Origin of the sequence: Methanothermococcus thermolithotrophicus DSM 2095, from assembly GCF_000376965.1 — an archaeon.
Classification (GTDB): domain Archaea; phylum AGJL01; class Methanococci; order Methanococcales; family Methanococcaceae; genus Methanothermococcus; species Methanothermococcus thermolithotrophicus.
Map to the genome: position 1 here is coordinate 167,538 of NZ_AQXV01000055.1, position 17,125 is coordinate 184,662.

General features: G+C 31.5%; 20 protein-coding genes. 11 read left to right on the forward strand and 9 right to left on the reverse strand.

From position 1 onward, the window contains the following. Positions 1-12: 12 nt before the first annotated feature. Genes F555_RS0108555 through F555_RS0108575 form a run of 5 tightly spaced genes read right to left on the reverse strand, consistent with a single transcriptional unit; the run spans position 13 to position 3,430 of the window. Positions 13-522, reverse strand: a complete 510-nt coding sequence (locus tag F555_RS0108555; protein WP_018154813.1) for a D-glycero-alpha-D-manno-heptose-1,7-bisphosphate 7-phosphatase — start codon at positions 520-522, stop codon at positions 13-15. Then, positions 515-1,420: a bifunctional heptose 7-phosphate kinase/heptose 1-phosphate adenyltransferase gene (locus F555_RS0108560; protein WP_018154814.1), complete on the reverse strand. Its 906-nt coding sequence runs from the start codon at positions 1,418-1,420 to the stop codon at positions 515-517. Before F555_RS0108560 ends, F555_RS0108555 begins: the two co-directional genes overlap by 8 nt. Position 1,421: 1 nt before the next feature. Further along, entirely contained in the window at positions 1,422-1,901 is a 480-nt protein-coding gene (gene rfaE2, locus F555_RS0108565; RefSeq protein ID WP_018154815.1) for a D-glycero-beta-D-manno-heptose 1-phosphate adenylyltransferase, read from the reverse strand. 10 nt (positions 1,902-1,911) lie between these two features. Further along, a complete protein-coding gene (gmhA, locus tag F555_RS0108570; RefSeq protein WP_018154816.1) occupies positions 1,912-2,469 on the reverse strand; it encodes a D-sedoheptulose 7-phosphate isomerase in 558 nt (185 codons plus the stop codon). Positions 2,470-2,473: 4 nt separating this feature from the next. After that, the gene (locus tag F555_RS0108575) at positions 2,474-3,430 is read right to left on the reverse strand and encodes a hypothetical protein (protein WP_018154817.1); all 957 of its coding nucleotides are present in this window, start codon (positions 3,428-3,430) and stop codon (positions 2,474-2,476) included. 173 nt (positions 3,431-3,603) lie between these two features. On the opposite strand from F555_RS0108575, the gene glmM reads away from it, so the two are divergent. The 3 genes from glmM to F555_RS0108590 are packed head-to-tail and all read left to right on the forward strand — an operon-like array spanning position 3,604 to position 6,761. Beyond that, positions 3,604-4,959 carry a phosphoglucosamine mutase gene (gene glmM, locus F555_RS0108580; protein ID WP_018154818.1) on the forward strand — a complete coding sequence of 452 codons (1,356 nt, stop codon included), beginning with the start codon at positions 3,604-3,606 and terminating at the stop codon, positions 4,957-4,959. 29 nt (positions 4,960-4,988) lie between these two features. Beyond that, entirely contained in the window at positions 4,989-6,233 is a 1,245-nt protein-coding gene (gene glmU / locus F555_RS0108585; RefSeq protein ID WP_018154819.1) for a bifunctional sugar-1-phosphate nucleotidylyltransferase/acetyltransferase, read from the forward strand. A gap of 3 nt (positions 6,234-6,236) precedes the next feature. Continuing rightward, complete coding sequence (locus tag F555_RS0108590) at positions 6,237-6,761, forward strand: deoxyuridine 5'-triphosphate nucleotidohydrolase (protein WP_263315240.1); 525 nt, start codon at positions 6,237-6,239, stop codon at positions 6,759-6,761. 66 nt (positions 6,762-6,827) lie between these two features. Here F555_RS0108590 and F555_RS0108595 read toward each other — a convergent pair whose 3' ends face one another. Next, positions 6,828-7,070, reverse strand: a complete 243-nt coding sequence (locus F555_RS0108595) for a DUF4040 domain-containing protein (protein WP_018154821.1) — start codon at positions 7,068-7,070, stop codon at positions 6,828-6,830. Beyond that, a complete protein-coding gene (locus F555_RS0108600) occupies positions 7,067-7,333 on the reverse strand; it encodes a cation:proton antiporter (RefSeq protein WP_018154822.1) in 267 nt (88 codons plus the stop codon). The genes F555_RS0108595 and F555_RS0108600 overlap by 4 nt, the downstream gene beginning before the upstream one ends. Positions 7,334-7,474: 141 nt before the next feature. Here F555_RS0108600 and F555_RS0108605 point away from each other — a divergent pair, with 141 nt between their 5' ends. From F555_RS0108605 to tfrB, 8 genes are all read left to right on the forward strand, one after another. Further along, positions 7,475-8,002 carry a hypothetical protein gene (locus F555_RS0108605; RefSeq protein WP_018154823.1) on the forward strand — a complete coding sequence of 176 codons (528 nt, stop codon included), beginning with the start codon at positions 7,475-7,477 and terminating at the stop codon, positions 8,000-8,002. Between the two features lie 12 nt (positions 8,003-8,014). Next, entirely contained in the window at positions 8,015-8,509 is a 495-nt protein-coding gene (locus F555_RS0108610) for a hypothetical protein (RefSeq protein WP_018154824.1), read from the forward strand. A 108-nt stretch (positions 8,510-8,617) separates the two neighbouring features. After that, on the forward strand, positions 8,618-9,742 hold the full coding sequence (locus F555_RS0108615) for a pyridoxal phosphate-dependent aminotransferase (RefSeq protein WP_018154825.1): 1,125 nt from the start codon (positions 8,618-8,620) through the stop codon (positions 9,740-9,742). A 17-nt stretch (positions 9,743-9,759) separates the two neighbouring features. After that, a complete protein-coding gene (locus tag F555_RS0108620) occupies positions 9,760-10,188 on the forward strand; it encodes an RNA-binding domain-containing protein (RefSeq protein WP_018154826.1) in 429 nt (142 codons plus the stop codon). A gap of 86 nt (positions 10,189-10,274) precedes the next feature. Next, positions 10,275-10,889, forward strand: a complete 615-nt coding sequence (locus F555_RS0108625) for a hypothetical protein (protein WP_026183027.1) — start codon at positions 10,275-10,277, stop codon at positions 10,887-10,889. A 130-nt stretch (positions 10,890-11,019) separates the two neighbouring features. After that, complete coding sequence (gene sppA, locus F555_RS0108630) at positions 11,020-11,937, forward strand: signal peptide peptidase SppA (RefSeq protein WP_018154828.1); 918 nt, start codon at positions 11,020-11,022, stop codon at positions 11,935-11,937. 180 nt (positions 11,938-12,117) lie between these two features. Continuing rightward, a complete protein-coding gene (locus F555_RS0108635; RefSeq protein WP_018154829.1) occupies positions 12,118-13,047 on the forward strand; it encodes a calcium/sodium antiporter in 930 nt (309 codons plus the stop codon). Between the two features lie 35 nt (positions 13,048-13,082). Further along, complete coding sequence (gene tfrB, locus F555_RS0108640; RefSeq protein ID WP_018154830.1) at positions 13,083-14,633, forward strand: fumarate reductase (CoM/CoB) subunit TfrB; 1,551 nt, start codon at positions 13,083-13,085, stop codon at positions 14,631-14,633. A 25-nt stretch (positions 14,634-14,658) separates the two neighbouring features. On the opposite strand, the gene moaC is transcribed toward tfrB, so the two are convergent. After that, positions 14,659-15,135 (reverse strand): cyclic pyranopterin monophosphate synthase MoaC, encoded by a 477-nt coding sequence (gene moaC / locus F555_RS0108645; RefSeq protein ID WP_018154831.1) that lies wholly within the window; start codon positions 15,133-15,135, stop codon positions 14,659-14,661. Between the two features lie 188 nt (positions 15,136-15,323). After that, complete coding sequence (locus tag F555_RS0108650) at positions 15,324-17,063, reverse strand: DUF262 domain-containing protein (RefSeq protein ID WP_018154832.1); 1,740 nt, start codon at positions 17,061-17,063, stop codon at positions 15,324-15,326. Positions 17,064-17,125: the final 62 nt, after the last annotated feature.

Below are 17,125 nucleotides of genomic sequence, written 5' to 3' on the forward strand. Positions count from 1 at the left end.
AAATAATATCATTTATTTTAATTCATCTACAATATTTATACATTCAAATAAACTTTTAGCAATAAAATCTGCGTCTGTTTTCTCATTATCATCATGTAATATTCTTATGGTTTTACAACCTACGCTCTTTCCACAGATTATATCGCTCTCGCTATCCCCAATCATCCAACTCTTATTGAAATCTATATTCCATTTTTCTTCGGCTTTTAAGAGCATGCCATTTCCAGGTTTTCTACAGCTGCAAGTTCCATCCAAGTGTGGACAGTAAAAGATATCATCAACCTCTGGAAGAAGTTTTAGCATATAATTATGAACCGCCCTTAAATCATCCTCAGTCATGATACCTTTTCCAATTCCCTGCTGATTGGTAATTACTATTAACAAATAACCCATTTTTTTAAATTCAATTAATGCATCTTTTACCTTTGGCAATAGTTCGAATTCTTCTATTTTTTTAACATAATCCCCAATTAATCGTTTATTGATAACACCATCCCTATCTAAAAATATTACCTTATTCATCAAATAGCTCCTCCAAACTAACTGTTGCAGTTCCAACTTTTCCAACTACTATTGAGCTCGCTTTATTTGCCAACTTTACAGCATCAACTAAATCATACCCATGATCCAAAGCATAACCAAGTGTGGCAATATATGTATCTCCAGCACCTGAAACATCGTGAACTTCCTTAGCCTTTGTTGGAATGTGATAAATCTCTTCGTCAGTTGTTATTAAGGTTGAACCTTTCTCGCTTCTTGTGATTACAACGTTGGTGTTGTATTCATTTACCAGTTCTAAACCTGCTTTTTCCACATCTTCATCTGTATTTTCTATTCTCCTTTCAAGAATTTCGGAAGTTTCTTTTAAATTTGGTTTTATTAAATAGGCATTCTCGTAAAGATTAATATTATTTGGTTTTGGATCAACTAAAATCTTTCCCTTGAAGTGTTTTATTATATTATCCATTAAACTTTTAGTTATAAGCCCCTTGGCATAATCTGAAACAATTAAAATCTTGGGATTTAACTCCAATATCTTTTTAACAATAACCTTAGTATATTTACCATCCAATGGGTTTTTTTCCTCATGATCAACCCTAAGGAGTTGTTGATTGTATCCCAAAGCAACAAATCTGTGTTTTACGATTGTGGGCCTCCCATCTGTTAAAAAGAAGTACTTAATTCCATTCTCATCACATAATTTTCTGACGCATTCTCCAAATAAATCGTTATTACAGACACTCAACAAAAATGCATTATGTTTTAATGACATTACATTATTTGCAACATTCCCTGCCCCGCCGAGGGTATATTTTTCTTCAACAACACTCAACACCGGAACCGGAGCTTCAGGATTTATTCTCTCAACTTTTCCATAGGTGTATTTATCGAGCATTACCTCTCCCAAAATACATATCATGCTATCCCTTTTTGTATTTCTTTAAAATCCATTCTATAATATTTGTTGTAGAAAAACCTTCAACTAATGAAATTATTTTAACTTCTCCACCATAGCTTTTGATTATTTTTGCCTCAGGTAAATCCTCTTCCCGATAATCCCCACCTTTTACATGAGTATGGGGTTTTATTATTTTTATCAACTCTATAGGAGTTTCTTCATCAAATGGAACTACAAAATCAACAGGTTTTAAACTATCTAAAACTTCAACCCTTGATTCCAATGGGATGATGGGTCTTTTATCTCCCTTTATTTTTTTAATTGACTCATCGGAGTTAATACCTACTATCAAAATATCTCCAAATTTTTTAGCATCATTTAAATACCTGACATGCCCCTTATGAATAATATCAAAACATCCATTTGTAAACACTAGCCTACATCCTTGATTCTTTAACTCCAAAACAATATCTTTTAATAATTTTCTATTTTTGATTATCATTTTATCCCAATTACTTCATTAAGTTTTTTTCTACTTCCTCACAAATTATATGATATATTGTTAAATGACATTCCTGTATTCTTGGAGTATTATCTGATGGAACAATCAATGGTAAATCAACAATGTCCTTTAATTTTCCCCCTGATTTTCCCAACAATCCAATTGTATAAATTCCCATCTTTTTGGCAAGTTCTATGGCGGTTATAACATTTTCTGAATTTCCGCTAGTTGAAATTCCAACTAAAACATCTCCTTCATTACCTAATGCTTCAACCTGTCTTTTAAAAATATTATCAAACCCATAATCATTCCCAATTGCCGTTAATATGGATGTATCAGTAGTTAATGCTATTGCTGGAAATCCATTCCTTTCCAGTTTAAACCTACCTACTATTTCAGCGGCAAAATGCTGAGCATCTGCTGCACTGCCCCCATTTCCACAGATTAAAATCTTGTTGCCATTTTTTAAAGCATTTGTTATTATTTCAATAGACTTTTTTAAATTATCTTCATTATTGGTAATAAAGTCTAACTTAACTCTAGCACTTTCTTCAAAATATTTTTTCATAAAATCACCCCTTCCCTAAAAACTCATACATAAGCTCATTACTCCAAGAACCAAAGTAAGTATGTTTACCAGTCAAGTTCATATGATTTAAAGTTAAGTTATATTTAAAATATAAGAGTTTTGGTACCCTTGCAAAGACATTTATTCTATATCCGTCTTCATTAAGTATAAAAAACGGTTTTAAATAATCAATCTTAGGATTTGAGTAGGCAATATTCACCAGGGCAGGATAGTGCTCCGCTTTAATTGAGCCAAATACCCAACCTTTAATCCTATCCCAAATAGATTGTTTGATATAAATATACTGACAGGTAAATTTTTTATTATTATACTCGATGGTTGTATGGTTTATTTCCTTATCTTCCAACATTTTATTAAATAGGTTTATGGATTTTGCAAGATCCATCCTGTATTTTTTAACCAGATCCTCATCGGGCAGTTTCTGATAAACTATGGATTTTTCAATTTCCCCATGTTCGTTAATTTTTGATAATGCATTTAATTTTGAAACATACTCCTCAAGTTCAATGTTGTATTTTTTTAAATAATAACAATCCCCAAATACTAGCTTAGGAACATAATCAATAAATTCATTGGGGACTTTTTTTAATATCAAATACATTAGCTTATTTCCCAATTCAATCCTTTCAGAATCTTTTAAATCAAAATAAGTTTTTGATGGATTAAAACCGTTTTTCTTTAAAAAAACTATTGCCTGAGTTTCGCTTTTAAATAATGGCACTTCATTAAAGTACAGAATGGATTTAAACAGCGGATAGTTCTTCCCATACAACAACAAATCATGTTTTTTATATAATCCTACATACTCCAGTGAGCTCTCACACTCATTATTAAATTCCCTGTTCTTATAGAATTCATTTAATATCTCTGAAAAATATTTTATTTTACTATCATCGTGTTCATATTTACGTTCGATTCTTTCAAGTACTTTAGATAGCATAATTATAAATTGTTTTTAAATTTATATATGTATTATGCACATGATTATATGATTATATGTCTTAAGTATAGTCGTCCATGAGGTCAATATGGTGTATTATTTAGATATACTATGATTTATTTTGTATGATTAATTTAATAATTAGTAATATTCATTAATTTATAGGTGGAAAAATGAAGTTATTTGGAACTTCGGGAATAAGGATGAAAAACCTTGACCCAAAAATTGCATACGAAGTAGGATTTGCGTTATCAAAGAAAGTTAACAACGTTGTAATTGGACGGGATACTAGAACAACCGGGCAACTAATAGAAAGTGCATTAATAACCGGTTTACTAAATGGAGGATGTGAAGTAACAACAATAGGCATGGCTCCAACGCCAGTTCTAGGATTTTCAACAAGAAATTATGATACTGGAATCATGATTACTGCATCCCACAATCCCCCCGAATATAACGGGATAAAACTATTTAATAAAGATGGAACTGCATTTAAACCTGAGCAGGAAAGTCAGATAGAAGAAATTGTTTTTAACGAGAATTTTAAAAGGGCAGATTGGAACTGTGTTGGTAAAGTTTGGAAAGATGAAACTGCCATTAAAAAATACATGGATTTTATTTTGGAGAATATAGATTTAAACAAAAAACATAACGTTGTTGTGGATTGCGGTAATTCTGCAGGCTGTTTGGTTTCTCCATATTTATTTACTGAAGTTGGATGTAAGACTTTATCCCTAAATTCTCATGTAGATGGTAGATTTATAGGTAGGATGCCAGAACCTAATAAAAAGAACTTAATCGAAACCATGGATATTATTAACGGGCTGAATAGTAAGGGCAGGGATTTCATAGGGATAGCTCACGACGGCGATGCCGATAGAATGATAGCAATAGATGAAAAAGGTAGGTTAACAGATTTTGATAAGTTGTTGGCAGCATTTTCAAGGTACCTCTGTGAAGCTAACGTAGTCAAAAAAAGCAAAAAGATCATAATCACAACAATAGATGCATCAATGGCTATTGAAGAATACTTAAGTGATTTAAATGCTGAAGTAATTAGAACAAAGGTTGGAGATGTTGCAGTCTCAGGAGCTCTTGAAAAATATGATGCTATTTTTGGTGGAGAACCTTCTGGAACATGGATACATAGGGATGTGCATTTAACACCAGATGGGATACTCTCTGGATTGAGAATCCTGGAAATGATGGAATTTTACGATAAAAAATTATACGAGATAATGGACGAAGTCCCATCCTATGTAAATTTAAGGGAAAAATTAAACTGTCCGGACGAGAAAAAGGGAAAGGTTATGGATTATGTTGTTGAAAATGGAGAAGGAGCATTTAAAACAACTCCTGAGACCATAGACGGTGTAAGGTTTAGTTTAGAAGATGGCTGGATATTGATAAGGCCTTCTGGAACAGAACCTTATGTTAGAATTAGGGTTGAGGCAAAGAATAATAAATTTGCAAAAGAGCTCCTAGAAAAAGGTATGAACTTGGTAAAAAAAGCTTTAATTAATAAATAACTAATAAATACATTATATTTGGTGATTAAATGGATGCTGTGATTTTGTGTGCAGGAAATGGGACAAGATTGATGCCATTGACAGAAAATAGACCAAAACCAATGATTCCAATTGCAGGAAAACCTATTTTAGAATGGATTGTTGAAAAAATTGAAGATTTTGTTGATAACATCTATTTAATCGTTAAATACAAAAAAGAGATGATAATAAGATATTTTGAAGGAAACAGAAAAATCAAGTTCATAGAGCAGAAGGGATTTGATGGTACTGGATACGCTGTTTTAATGGCAAAAGATTTTATTGATAACGATTTTTTAGTCTTAAATGGGGACGTTATCTTTGAAGATGATTTAAAGGATTTTATAAAATATAAGAACGCCATGGCATTGAAAGAGGTGGAAAATCCTAAAAACTTTGGTGTTGTAGTTGTTGATGATGAAAATAATATAACCGAGCTCCAAGAAAAGCCAAACAATCCAAAATCAAATTTAATAAATGCAGGTATTTACAAATTCGAACCTGAAATTTTTGAGATTTTAAAGGACATAAAACCATCTGAAAGAGGAGAGGTCGAATTAACCGATGCCATAAAGGAGCTCGTTAAGGATAAAAAAATAAAGGGCATTAAATTAAACGGTTACTGGAACGACATTGGAAGACCTTGGGATATATTAAACGCAAATACCTATTTTTTAAAAGACATAAAAACCAATATAAAGGGAGAAATCGGGAAAAACGTGGTTGTTGAAGGAAATGTAATTATAGAAGAGGGAGCAACCGTAAAGGCAAATAGTGTAATAGAAGGACCGGCAATAATTAAAAAAGGAGCCATAGTGGGACCTTTAGCTTATATAAGACCAAATACTGTTTTAATGGAAAATACCTTTGTTGGAAACTCTTCTGAAGTTAAGGGAAGCATCATAATGAAAAATACCAAAATACCGCACTTATCGTATGTTGGAGATAGCATAATCGGAGAAAACTGCAACTTTGGATGTAACACAATAACCGCCAACCTTAGATTTGATGACAAACCTGTTAAAGTGAATATAAAAGGAGATAAGGTCGAGAGTGTTAGAAAATTAGGGGTCGTAATGGGAGATAATGTAAAAACAGGTGTTCAGGTCTCATTTATGCCAGGGGTTAAAGTAGGAAGCAACTGCTGGATTGGAGCAAATTGTTTGATAGGCGAAGATGTTGAGAGAGGAGCTTTTGTTTATAAAAAGGAGGAAAAAGTGGTAAAAACTTTAAACTCGAGACAAATCACAAGGTGATTATTGACTCACGAAAACCTTTGGTTTTCGTCAAGAAATCAAAGGAGGAAAATTATGATCATCGGAGCAAAAATATCAAAAAATTTTATTGAAGTTAAAGATGATATTCAAATCCAGCAGTGTGGAATCGATTTAAGAGTTGGAAAAATCTACAAGATTGTTGGGAAAGGAACCATCGATTTTACAAATGAAAAAAGAGAGCTCCCTGAACATGTTGAAATTTTTGACTCTGAAAAGGATGAAAAAATCGATTTAGGTGTTGGAATTTATGCAGTAAAGGTTGCAGATAGGATAAAGGTACCTAACAATGCAGGAGGTTTTGCCTATCCAAGAAGTAGCTTGTTGAGAATGGGGGCAACACTTTACACCGCAGTTCATGACCCGGGATACGAAGGTTATCCAACCTATTTAATGCATGTTTTAAATCCTATTACAGTTTATAAAAACGCCAGAATTGCTCAAATAGTTTTTGTTGAATGTAACGAAGTTAACGGAGAGTACGAAGGAATCTATAACGAGAAAAAATAAAATAAAGCTATTTTTATAATTTTATTTCTTATATGGCCCTATTATTTATTTTTTAAAATGTTAAATTCATTCATCCATTCTCTGGGTTCTTCTAACCGTAAATGCAAAAAATGCAGGTAAAACAGCCCCACCAAGTATTGCTTCAGTTAATGCAACATCTGGAGCAAGTAACGAACTAAAAATATACGCAAGTCCTAAACCGCCCAAACCCGTTAAAACTACACATTTAATCAAGTCCTTTTGAATTAGAGCTCCGATGTATGACATCAATACAATGGCCATTATAAATATTTCCAAGTATATGCTCATTTTTCCACCCTATTCTTGTTTAGCTCATCGTAATAATCGGCGTTGGCAATTGCGTGAGCTGCAAATGGACAGAGTACTAAGTAAATTAAAGCCAATAATGGTTGATTTAAAACCAGAAGTATAACAATACAAGCTATGTCAATAACTCCTGCGATATGCAACCTTGCATAGACCATGTTTTTTCCGTCTTTTTCAATCCAAAGCCTTATTGAGGCGAGAATTATGCCTATTGAAGCAAGTATTAAAACGATATCTTCGAGCATTGTTCCACCATATAAATAATATTAACAAGATGATAAAATCAATATTATAATGATTAATCATTATAATTTTTACATATAAATATTTATTGAAATAGCATCTAAAAAATATTCAAAGAATGGGGTAAATAGAACGGTGGTATTGTGGAAATTTATATTTTGTTTGCAGTAGTTGTGTTGTTATTTTTAATTATATATATTATTGTTAAAATACAAAAATTTAAAAAAATCTCTAAAACAGCTAACATATTGTACAATGCCAAAATGAACAGAAAACTTAACTTAAAATCAAATAGAAAGATTATTTATTTTGCATTGATATTTAATTTGATCATACTTATTAGAAATATTATGGAGTATTATCATGGATCTGAGGTTGTTTTGTCAGTTGTGCTTAATTTTGGAGCAGTAGTAATTCTAGTATTTTCGATATTGGTTCTTGAACATGCTGTCAATAAGAAAAAATTTATTGAAGTACAAATAAGCGATAAAGGTATTCTTAGTAATAAAAAACTTGTTTGGTGTTGGAATAATTTTAAAGGATATTTAAAAAAGGGGGAGTATGTTGTATTGAGACCAAAATATATCGCTTGGGTGGTCGGCGATATTTATTTATTAAATGAAGGTGAGCTCGAAAATATTATTAAGAATTATTTAAAAGAAATGGATTAAATTGGGAGAATTATGGATTTGTTTGGTATAGATGTATTTTTACTATCGATAATTTTTTTATGTTTTGCAATACCTACAATTGTGGGCATTATTTATTATCGAAATTATAAAAAAGCTAAGAAATCGTGGAAAGTCCTTTATTCAACAGAAATTGACATGTTGGAAAATATGAAGTATAATTTAAGGAAAAATAAGGAGTTTTTAGCTATTATGGTGCTCTTTGCAATTTCATCAATTTTCATAATATCTATGTCAATTTATACTATAATCCTGCTATTAATCGTATTTAGTTTTGAAAAACTAAGGATGAGAAAAATAGATATTTGTGATAAAGGTATCCTTTTAAACGGAGGGATGGAATATTGGAAAAATTTTGAAGGATATAAAAAGAATGGAGATTATATTTATTTAATTAGAAAATATCCAATATCTAAATATGTATTGTCCTTAAAATATAATAAAGAACTTGAAAATATTGTTAAAAACTATTTAAAAGAAATAAATTAAAATAATTATTTTTCTACAAAATTTAATATATCTTTTAATCATACTATTTTATGAAGCGTATAGTTTCATAGCTTTTATAATTTTCATAATATTTACGGTGAGATGTTTATGATTTCAAACAGATGTAAAAATATAGAACCTTCAGAGATAAGAAAAATATTCAACATGGCTACTGAGAGCTCGATAAATTTAGGGATAGGAGAACCAGATTTTGATACTCCAAAACATGTAATAGATGCTGCAAAAAAAGCTTTAGATGAAGGTAAAACCCATTACACCCCAAACAATGGAATTCCAGAACTTAGGGAAGCCATATGTAAAAAGTTAAAAAATGACAACAACTTGGATGTAGATTTAAACAATATTATGGTTACATGCGGAGCTTCTGAAGCTCTTATGTTGTCGGTCATGGCTCTTGTAAACAAGGGGGACGAAGTTTTGATTCCAGATCCAGGTTTTGTTTCATATAAATCACTAACTCAGCTCTACGAAGGGAAAATAGTTCCAATGAACCTTGATGAGGAGTTTAAGTTAGATATTGAAGAAATTAAAAACAGTATATCCGATAAAACAAAGTGTATCATATTAAATTCACCATCCAATCCAACTGGAAGGGTCATGGATAAGGAAGAGATAAAGGCAATTTGTGAAATAGCCGAAGATAAGGATATTGTTATAATTTCAGACGAAATTTACGAAAAAATAATTTACGACAAAAAACACCACTCTCCTATGGAATTTACCGATAACTGTATTTTAATAAATGGATTTTCAAAATCCCACTCAATGACTGGCTGGAGAATAGGTTATTTGGCAGTTAACGACAATTTAAATGAGAAATACGATATAATCGAAAACATGGTCAAAGTACATCAGTACGGTTTTGCATGTGCTACATCCTTTGCCCAGTACGGAGCTCTGGCTGCTTTAGAAGGTAGTCAAAAGTGTGTTGAAGATATGGTAAAGGAATTTAGGAGAAGAAGGGACTTAATAGTAAATGGTTTGAAAAACTTCTTTGATGTTGTAATTCCTGAAGGGGCTTTCTATGTATTTCCAAATGTTGGTGAACACGGCTCTGGAATGGAAGTTGCTCAAAAACTCATTGAGAATAAAATATTATGCGTTCCAGGTATTGCCTTTGGTAAAAACGGGGAGAATAATGTTAGATTCTCGTATGCTACAAAGTATGAGGACATAGAAAAAGCACTGGAAATAATGGAGAAATTATTCTAACTTGATTAGGTGATACCATGATTATTAAAATAAAAACCAGAATAAAACCAACGGAAGACATAGAAAAAATCAAAAAGGCTATGGTTAACATTTTTCCCGATGTAAAAATTGCGATAGAAGAAGATGAAAAATATATTCTAGGGGAAGCCACTGACATAAGTAGGTTTAAAGAACTTATAAGAAGTCAGGCCATACTAGATACTGCAAGAATGATACTAGAAAAAGGTATAAGAAAGAAACATTCTGAACCATATTTAACAACATTCAAAATAAACAAACAGGCGGCATTTGTAAATAACCTAAATTTCGATGAAGATATCCACGGTGGAATGAAAATAAAAATAATTGCAGAAGAAGGGGAGGACTTAATGAAGATAATAAAGGATATTGCACCTAGAACCAAAAACGGTGTAATTGTAGATGAGGATGAGCTGGAAGAACAATAGATAAAAAGTTAGAAGTAATTAAATGTAAACCATATGCTGGCTGTGTTATATTGTATAAATGTTTAAATTAAATTGGTGAAAAAATGATGAGATATGTGGCTTATAAGATTCATCCTGAAGAGTTCTTGGAAAATGAAGTTGTTGGAAAAACAATTACAATAGAAAATAAAAGAATACACAGGGTAAGAGTACTGGGGGAAGTTAAAAATGTCAATATTTCAAACATTACAACATTTGAATTAGATGGTATATTAGTTAAAGATTTTGAAAATAAATCTACAGATATTAATGATGGAGATTTTTTAGATGTAATAGGCAGAGTCGGAGAGTATGAAGGTCAGAAATACATCGCCCTGGAAATTTATAAAAAGAGAAACGAAAATAGGGAGAAATGGAGGGAATTAAGAAATATAGAAATAGAAAAAACAAGAAAATACCTAAAGGATGAAGAAACACCATCCTACGAAGGAGCCATGGATGCTGAAAAATCAATAGAAAATGAAGTTTTAGAAGATCTTTATGGCGAATTTGATACTAAAGACTTAATATTGGATATAATAAGAGAAAATGATGAGATCTCATATGAAGAACTTTTAGAAAAATTAAAGATAGATGAGGATGAGCTAGATGATTTGCTCTCCGAATTAAAAGAGGATGGAGAAGTATATGAGCCATCTCCAGGTAACTATAGAATACTTTAAAAATATTTCGTCAATCTACTGTAGCAAAGCTACAGGAATTGAAGCAAATCAAAGATTTTCATCGAGAGTTGAATAATCTATGATTATTCAACTAAACGACAAAAACGACGTATAATGTTGGTGTGTTGGTATGAAGAAAATATATGCGTTCTCGTTAATAGCCTTTGTAGCGGTTATTGCATTGATACTTGGCGGCATTTTAATGATATTGTCGTCTGAATCAGATTTTGGGGACGGAAACATTGCCGTTATAAATCTTGACGATATGATAGTTTCAAAGACTGAGGATTCAGGATTATTTGGTGAGATTCAACCTGATGTAAATGACTATATCAATTTATTGGAAGAAGCCGAAAATAACGACAATATTGATGCGGTGATTTTAAGGATTAATTCACCAGGTGGAGAAGTTATAGCAAGTGAGAAACTTGCAAGAAAGATAAAGGAAGTCTCTGAAAAAAAGACCGTTGTGGCATACATTGAAACTTTAGGAGCATCTGGTTCGTACATGGCAGCAGCTTCTACTGATTACATCGTAGCTGAAAAGCACTCTATTGTAGGTAGTATTGGGGTAAGGATGGATATTGTTCATTATTATGGTTTAATGGAAAAACTCGGTGTAAATGCAACAGTTATAAAGGCCGGGGAATATAAAGACATAGGGTCACCATACAGACCAATGACTCCTGAAGAAAAGGCATACTTGGAAAAAATGATAAATGAAACCTACCTAGACTTTGTTAAATGGGTTGCAGAAAATAGAAACATGACACTAAACGAAACTTTAAAGGTAGCCGATGGTAAGATATACAGTGGATCGGATGCTCAAAAAGTTGGTTTAGTGGACGAGGTAGGAACCGAGGAAGACGCCATTAATGCAGCTGCTAGGCTGGCAAACATAAGTTCTCCAAAAACTGTTGAATACAATCCAGCAGATTCTTTAGGTTTATTTGGTGTAGTGTACAACTTAGGATACGGTATTGGCAAGGGTTTTGGAGAAACCATGAATATGGCAGAAAAGTTTAAATCATACAATTTGTACTATTAATTCAATTTTATTTAGAGTGGTGTGCAATTCAATAAACTAATCAATATATTATAATTGAATAGTTTAATAAATAAGCCCATTTAATAACAATGTATGTTTGTGATTAAATAAAATACCCGTATTCGTTAGTTAAGTAAGTAATGCACACCACTATATTTTCTATTTTTTTTAGGTGTAAACATGATAGATGGAATAATTTTACTTTTATCTGGTTTGATACTGTTATCCTATGGAAGTGACTGGTTTATAGTGGGTAGCTCCAGAATAGCAAAATATCTAGATATTTCAAATTTTGTAATTGGAGCTACGGTAGTGGCATTTGGAACTTCCCTACCTGAGATCGTTACAAGCATCTATGCGGCATATACAAATTCGCCAGATATTGCTATAGGAAACGCCTTAGGTAGCTGTATAGCAAACATTGGGCTTGTATTGGGTATTAGTGTTTTAATATATCCGGTTATGGTAAAGAGTAAACCAATTATAACCAACAGCTATTTGTATTTAATATTCACGATAATAATAACCATACTTGGATACAACGGATTTTCAAGAATAGATGGCATTTTGCTTCTCCTATTGTTATTTTATTACCTAAAGCACACCATTAAGAATGGAGGGGCTTGTGAAGAAGAAGTCGATACATCCATAAGTACAGTTAAAGCCGTTGTTTTTCTTGTAGTTGGGTTGGCTTCAGTTGTTTTTGGAAGTCACCTATTTGTTGAAGGTGCAAGAAACATTGCAAGCTACTTAGGAATCTCAGAAAAGATTATTGGATTTACACTAGTTGCAGTTGGTACTTCCCTCCCTGAGCTCGCAGTTTCGATTTCTGCAGCAAGAAGGAAATTAGGGGATATAATCCTTGGAAATGTTGTAGGAAGTAACATGGCCAATATATGTGGAGCTCTAGCTCTTTCATCCGTAATTACCGATTTACCTTCTGTAAAGTTTGAACTGGCAATAAATATAATTCTGGTAACACTTATGGTCTTATTCATGAATAAAAGTAAAATTAAATTAAGTAAGTTAAATAAAATACATAGATTGGAAGGATTGATACTACTTGCGATATACTTTATATTCATAGTAAAATTAACTGGAATATTTTAATATATACAATAACTTAAAAATAAAACCGTGAAACTATGAAAGCCGTAAAAATTAAAGTTATGAGATTAAATGGTTTTGAAGAATACGAAGTTCCAGAAGGATTAACTGTAATCGATGCCTTGGAGTACATTAACAAAACCTATAATAAAAACATTCATTTTAGGGCCTCATGTAGGGCAGGGCAGTGTGGGAGCTGTGCAATGACAATAAATGGAGAACCAAAGCTCGCATGTAAAACTAAAGTAGAGGATGGAATGACAATTGAACCTTTAAGAGGATTCAATGTTGTTAAAGATTTAATTGTGGATAGAACGCCGTATTATAAAAAATTGAGTAATTTAAGAAATTATGTTGAAAACTACTCACAACAGGATACCAAAAAGTTAGATGAACTGGAAATACTGGATAAAATTTATCCCTGCGATATAAAAGATTTTAAAAAAGTCAGAGGATGTATCGATTGTCTGAGCTGTCTCTCAATGTGTCCAGCAAGGAAATTCTCAGATTATCCAGGACCTACCTTCATGAGACAGCTTGCAAGATTTGCCTTTGATCCAAGAGATGAAGCTGAAAGAGAAAAGGAAGCATATTTCGAAAACCTTTACAACTGTACGACATGTGGGAAATGTGTAGAGGTCTGCCCAAAAGAAATAGATATTGTACACAATGCAGTTGAAAAATTGAGGGAGCTCTCATTTAAAAAAGGTTATAATTTAGACAGTCATTTAGAAGTCAGAAAAAATATTTTAATAGGCAAAAGATCAGTAATAAAAGAAACCACACCGTTTTTAGAAGAAGTGGGCGGGGAATACCTTGTTCGGAGCTCCGAAGGAGCGGAGAGCTGCAAATCCCGAAGAGATTTGCTCAAAGATGAGAAAAATGAAAAAATGAGGGTTGCATTTTTCACAGGATGTTTAATTGACTATAGGCTTCAGGAAGTTGGTAAAAGTGCGATAAGGGTTTTAAACGCCCACGGGATTTCCGTTATAATTCCAAAAAATCAGGTCTGTTGTGGGTCTCCATGCATAAGAACCGGACAAACTGATGTAGCTGAAATGCTAAAAAAACAGAATTTGGAAACATTCAACAACTTGGACGTTGATGCAGTAGTTACGCTCTGTGCAGGCTGTGGAAGTACTTTAAAAAATGATTACAAAGAGAAGGAATTTAAAGTCATGGACATTACCGAAGTTATAAACAAAGTAGGGCTTATTGAATACAAACCTATTGACCTAAAAGTAACCTACCACGACCCATGTCACTTGAGAAGAGGTCAGAAAATATACAAGGAACCTAGAAAGATATTAAAAAGTATTCCAAAATTGAAATTTGTTGAAATGGAAATTCCTGACCAGTGCTGTGGTGCAGGTGGAGGAGTTAGAAGTGGAAAACCTGAGGTTGCATCTGCCATAGGAAGTAGGAAGGCAAAGATGATTTATGATATAGATGTGGATTACGTTATAACGGTCTGTCCATTTTGTGAGTATCATGTTAGAGATAGTTTGAAGAAGTTTAAAAAAGAGCATAATTTAGAAAAAGATATAGATGTAATGAATATTGTCTCTTTGCTGGATAAGGTGATTTAAAAAAAATAACTAAAAAAATATTAACTTATTGCTTTGGGACAGCTTCACCCTTTATTTTTTCTAAAACCTTTATTCCAAATATCTCAGTTTCTGGATACTGTCCATTTTCGTCTTTTTCAATAGCTTTAACCATATCCAAAATAGTTAAAAGTGCCACACTTACGCCTGTTAAGGCCTCCATTTCTATTCCTGTTTTGTATGTGGTTTTTACCTTAACCTCTACACCAATTTTATCCTCAAATATTTCAAAATCAACATTTACCGAAGTTATTGGTAGGGGATGGCACATTGGAATTAATTCTGAAGTCTTTTTCACGGCCATTATACCTGCAATTTGGGCAGTAGTTAGAACATCTCCCTTTATAACTTTTTTCTTTTCAATAGCTTCTATTGTTGATGGTTTTAGTTTTATACATCCCTTTGCAACGCAGGTTCTCTCTACATCATCTTTTTTAGAAACATCTACCATTTTTACTCCTTTTTCATCTACATGAGTTAGCATATTATCACTTTTAAAAATTAAAACTAATTGTGTATTTAATCCAATTAATCTTTGGATTCTTTTTATAATTTTAGTTTAAAATAGTTGTTCTCGTTAATAATGAATGCAATTACCAATAAATTAAATCGGCTATTAATTTTATTTTTTCTCTATTTTTAATTTAATTTTCAAAATTTAAACAATAATGATTAAAGATTGTATGTTAATTTATTTATTACCTCAGTTTGACGTTTTTCCAATGTTTCTGGTGTCCAATTTTCATATATTTTCACTTCATCATACATAAAATCAAAAATTCCGAACCCTCTTTTTTCCTGTAATTTTCTTAATTTTTCTATTTTTTCTTTAAAATTCAAATTTCTAAGTAATGAATTCTTTTTTCCGCTAATTAATACTAAATTTGCCAATTTATTCGTCCAGTATTCTCTTTCTTCTTCTGAAAAATTAGTCATCCATCGACTACCTTTTTTTGGTTTTTGAGGTAAGATATGTTCTATTGATATATTCTTGATATTTGACAAATGCACCATATGTTCCATATTTAAATAAGCATATTTTAATAATACAAATTTTGCATATTTCTTTTTATATATGTCTTCATTTAATGCTTCTTTTAGTTTTTCGTTATCTACTTTAAATATTTCCACGTCATTTAAAACTTCATTAGAGCTCTCACATTTGTATATTCTCTTTAAAATTTTGTTCATATTCTCTATTCTTTGAGTTGGGGTATATCCTAAAATCCAATCGCTTGAAAATTTATATTCTAATTTTTTAAGAAATTCTACAAGGTTATTTTTCAACATCGTTTCGTTTTCTCCTTTTTCATTTCTAAATCTATGCCAGAAATACAGTAAAGGAGGTATCCACTCATATGATTTAAGACCTATTTTCATTATTGTTATCAAATTTTTATAATCATTTTCTATCTTAAAATTATTTAATTCAATAAGTTTATCATATATGTCATTATATTCTTTTAATAAAACTATGGTTTTTTCTCCCTTTTCCAACATTCTTTTTTCATATATCTTATTAAATTCCTCATACAAGCTTTTTCTGGCTTTTTCTTTTAGAAATATTGCCCTGATAAATGATAAAAATCTATCAAAACTGTTTTCATCTGCAAAATAATTCTCCATATCCTCCCAGATTTTTGCATACTCTTCCCTTTCTTTTTCATTACCTATTTTCCCAATATTATTTGCCTTTAATATATCTGCATTAGTTAAAGGAATCCCTCTATTATTCAATACTGAAAACAACCTAAAAGCATCTGCTAAATTTCCTGTTGAAACGGTGATAAAAACTATATCGTTTAATAAAAACCTAATAAATTTATCTATTTGCTGCTGTTTTTTATTATCTTTGAAAAAGTCATGCATTCTTATTATTGCATTTGCCATATTTGATATGGAAATATTTTTTTCTTTTGTTAAATTATTTATCTCATCATTTTTTGTCCCATTTTCTGGTAGAATGTATTTTTTTATAAATTCTTTCTCAACATCCTTTCTTATTTTATATTCTATTTTTGTTTTTTCAGGTATATTCCCAAACTCATCTTCTTCCTGGTAAATTAACATGTTCAATCTTCTTTTAGCATTTTCATTGTCGGTTGTATCTCTTAAAACTGCCATTAATAACATAAGTGTTGTTAATCTTTGCTGACCATCTATTATGTCATAAACGGTGTATTTTATGCTGTTTTCTTCTTCACTTCTTTTACACAATACTAATGAACCTAAAAAATATTTATCTTCGTCATCATTTTCACAATATTCTTCATAAGCATTCCATAAATCATCTAACAACTCGTTTACATTATCTTTTTGCCATGAATAGGGTCTTTGATATTCCGGAACTGCAAACCAAAAATTATCGCCAAATAATTTATTTATATTTGCTTCGTTAGTTTCAATTTTCATAATTTACCCCCAGTTCAGATTATACGCTGTTCTTTAAAATTTTCATTTGGGTTAAAAATTTT

Excerpts from the sequence above, each read along its gene's own strand:
- F555_RS0108555 (WP_018154813.1), bottom strand. The coding sequence starts at position 522 with ATGAATAAGGTAATATTTTTAGATAGGGATGGTGTTATCAATAAACGA.
- F555_RS0108560 (WP_018154814.1), bottom strand. The coding sequence starts at position 1,420 with ATGATATGTATTTTGGGAGAGGTAATGCTCGATAAATACACCTATGGA.
- rfaE2 (WP_018154815.1), bottom strand. The coding sequence starts at position 1,901 with ATGATAATCAAAAATAGAAAATTATTAAAAGATATTGTTTTGGAGTTA.
- gmhA (WP_018154816.1), bottom strand. The coding sequence starts at position 2,469 with ATGAAAAAATATTTTGAAGAAAGTGCTAGAGTTAAGTTAGACTTTATT.
- F555_RS0108575 (WP_018154817.1), bottom strand. The coding sequence starts at position 3,430 with ATGCTATCTAAAGTACTTGAAAGAATCGAACGTAAATATGAACACGAT.
- glmM (WP_018154818.1), top strand. The coding sequence starts at position 3,604 with ATGAAGTTATTTGGAACTTCGGGAATAAGGATGAAAAACCTTGACCCA.
- glmU (WP_018154819.1), top strand. The coding sequence starts at position 4,989 with ATGGATGCTGTGATTTTGTGTGCAGGAAATGGGACAAGATTGATGCCA.
- F555_RS0108595 (WP_018154821.1), bottom strand. The coding sequence starts at position 7,070 with ATGAGCATATACTTGGAAATATTTATAATGGCCATTGTATTGATGTCA.
- F555_RS0108600 (WP_018154822.1), bottom strand. The coding sequence starts at position 7,333 with ATGCTCGAAGATATCGTTTTAATACTTGCTTCAATAGGCATAATTCTC.
- F555_RS0108610 (WP_018154824.1), top strand. The coding sequence starts at position 8,015 with ATGGATTTGTTTGGTATAGATGTATTTTTACTATCGATAATTTTTTTA.
- F555_RS0108615 (WP_018154825.1), top strand. The coding sequence starts at position 8,618 with ATGATTTCAAACAGATGTAAAAATATAGAACCTTCAGAGATAAGAAAA.
- F555_RS0108620 (WP_018154826.1), top strand. The coding sequence starts at position 9,760 with ATGATTATTAAAATAAAAACCAGAATAAAACCAACGGAAGACATAGAA.
- F555_RS0108625 (WP_026183027.1), top strand. The coding sequence starts at position 10,275 with ATGAGATATGTGGCTTATAAGATTCATCCTGAAGAGTTCTTGGAAAAT.
- sppA (WP_018154828.1), top strand. The coding sequence starts at position 11,020 with ATGAAGAAAATATATGCGTTCTCGTTAATAGCCTTTGTAGCGGTTATT.
- F555_RS0108635 (WP_018154829.1), top strand. The coding sequence starts at position 12,118 with ATGATAGATGGAATAATTTTACTTTTATCTGGTTTGATACTGTTATCC.
- tfrB (WP_018154830.1), top strand. The coding sequence starts at position 13,083 with ATGAAAGCCGTAAAAATTAAAGTTATGAGATTAAATGGTTTTGAAGAA.
- moaC (WP_018154831.1), bottom strand. The coding sequence starts at position 15,135 with ATGCTAACTCATGTAGATGAAAAAGGAGTAAAAATGGTAGATGTTTCT.
- F555_RS0108650 (WP_018154832.1), bottom strand. The coding sequence starts at position 17,063 with ATGAAAATTGAAACTAACGAAGCAAATATAAATAAATTATTTGGCGAT.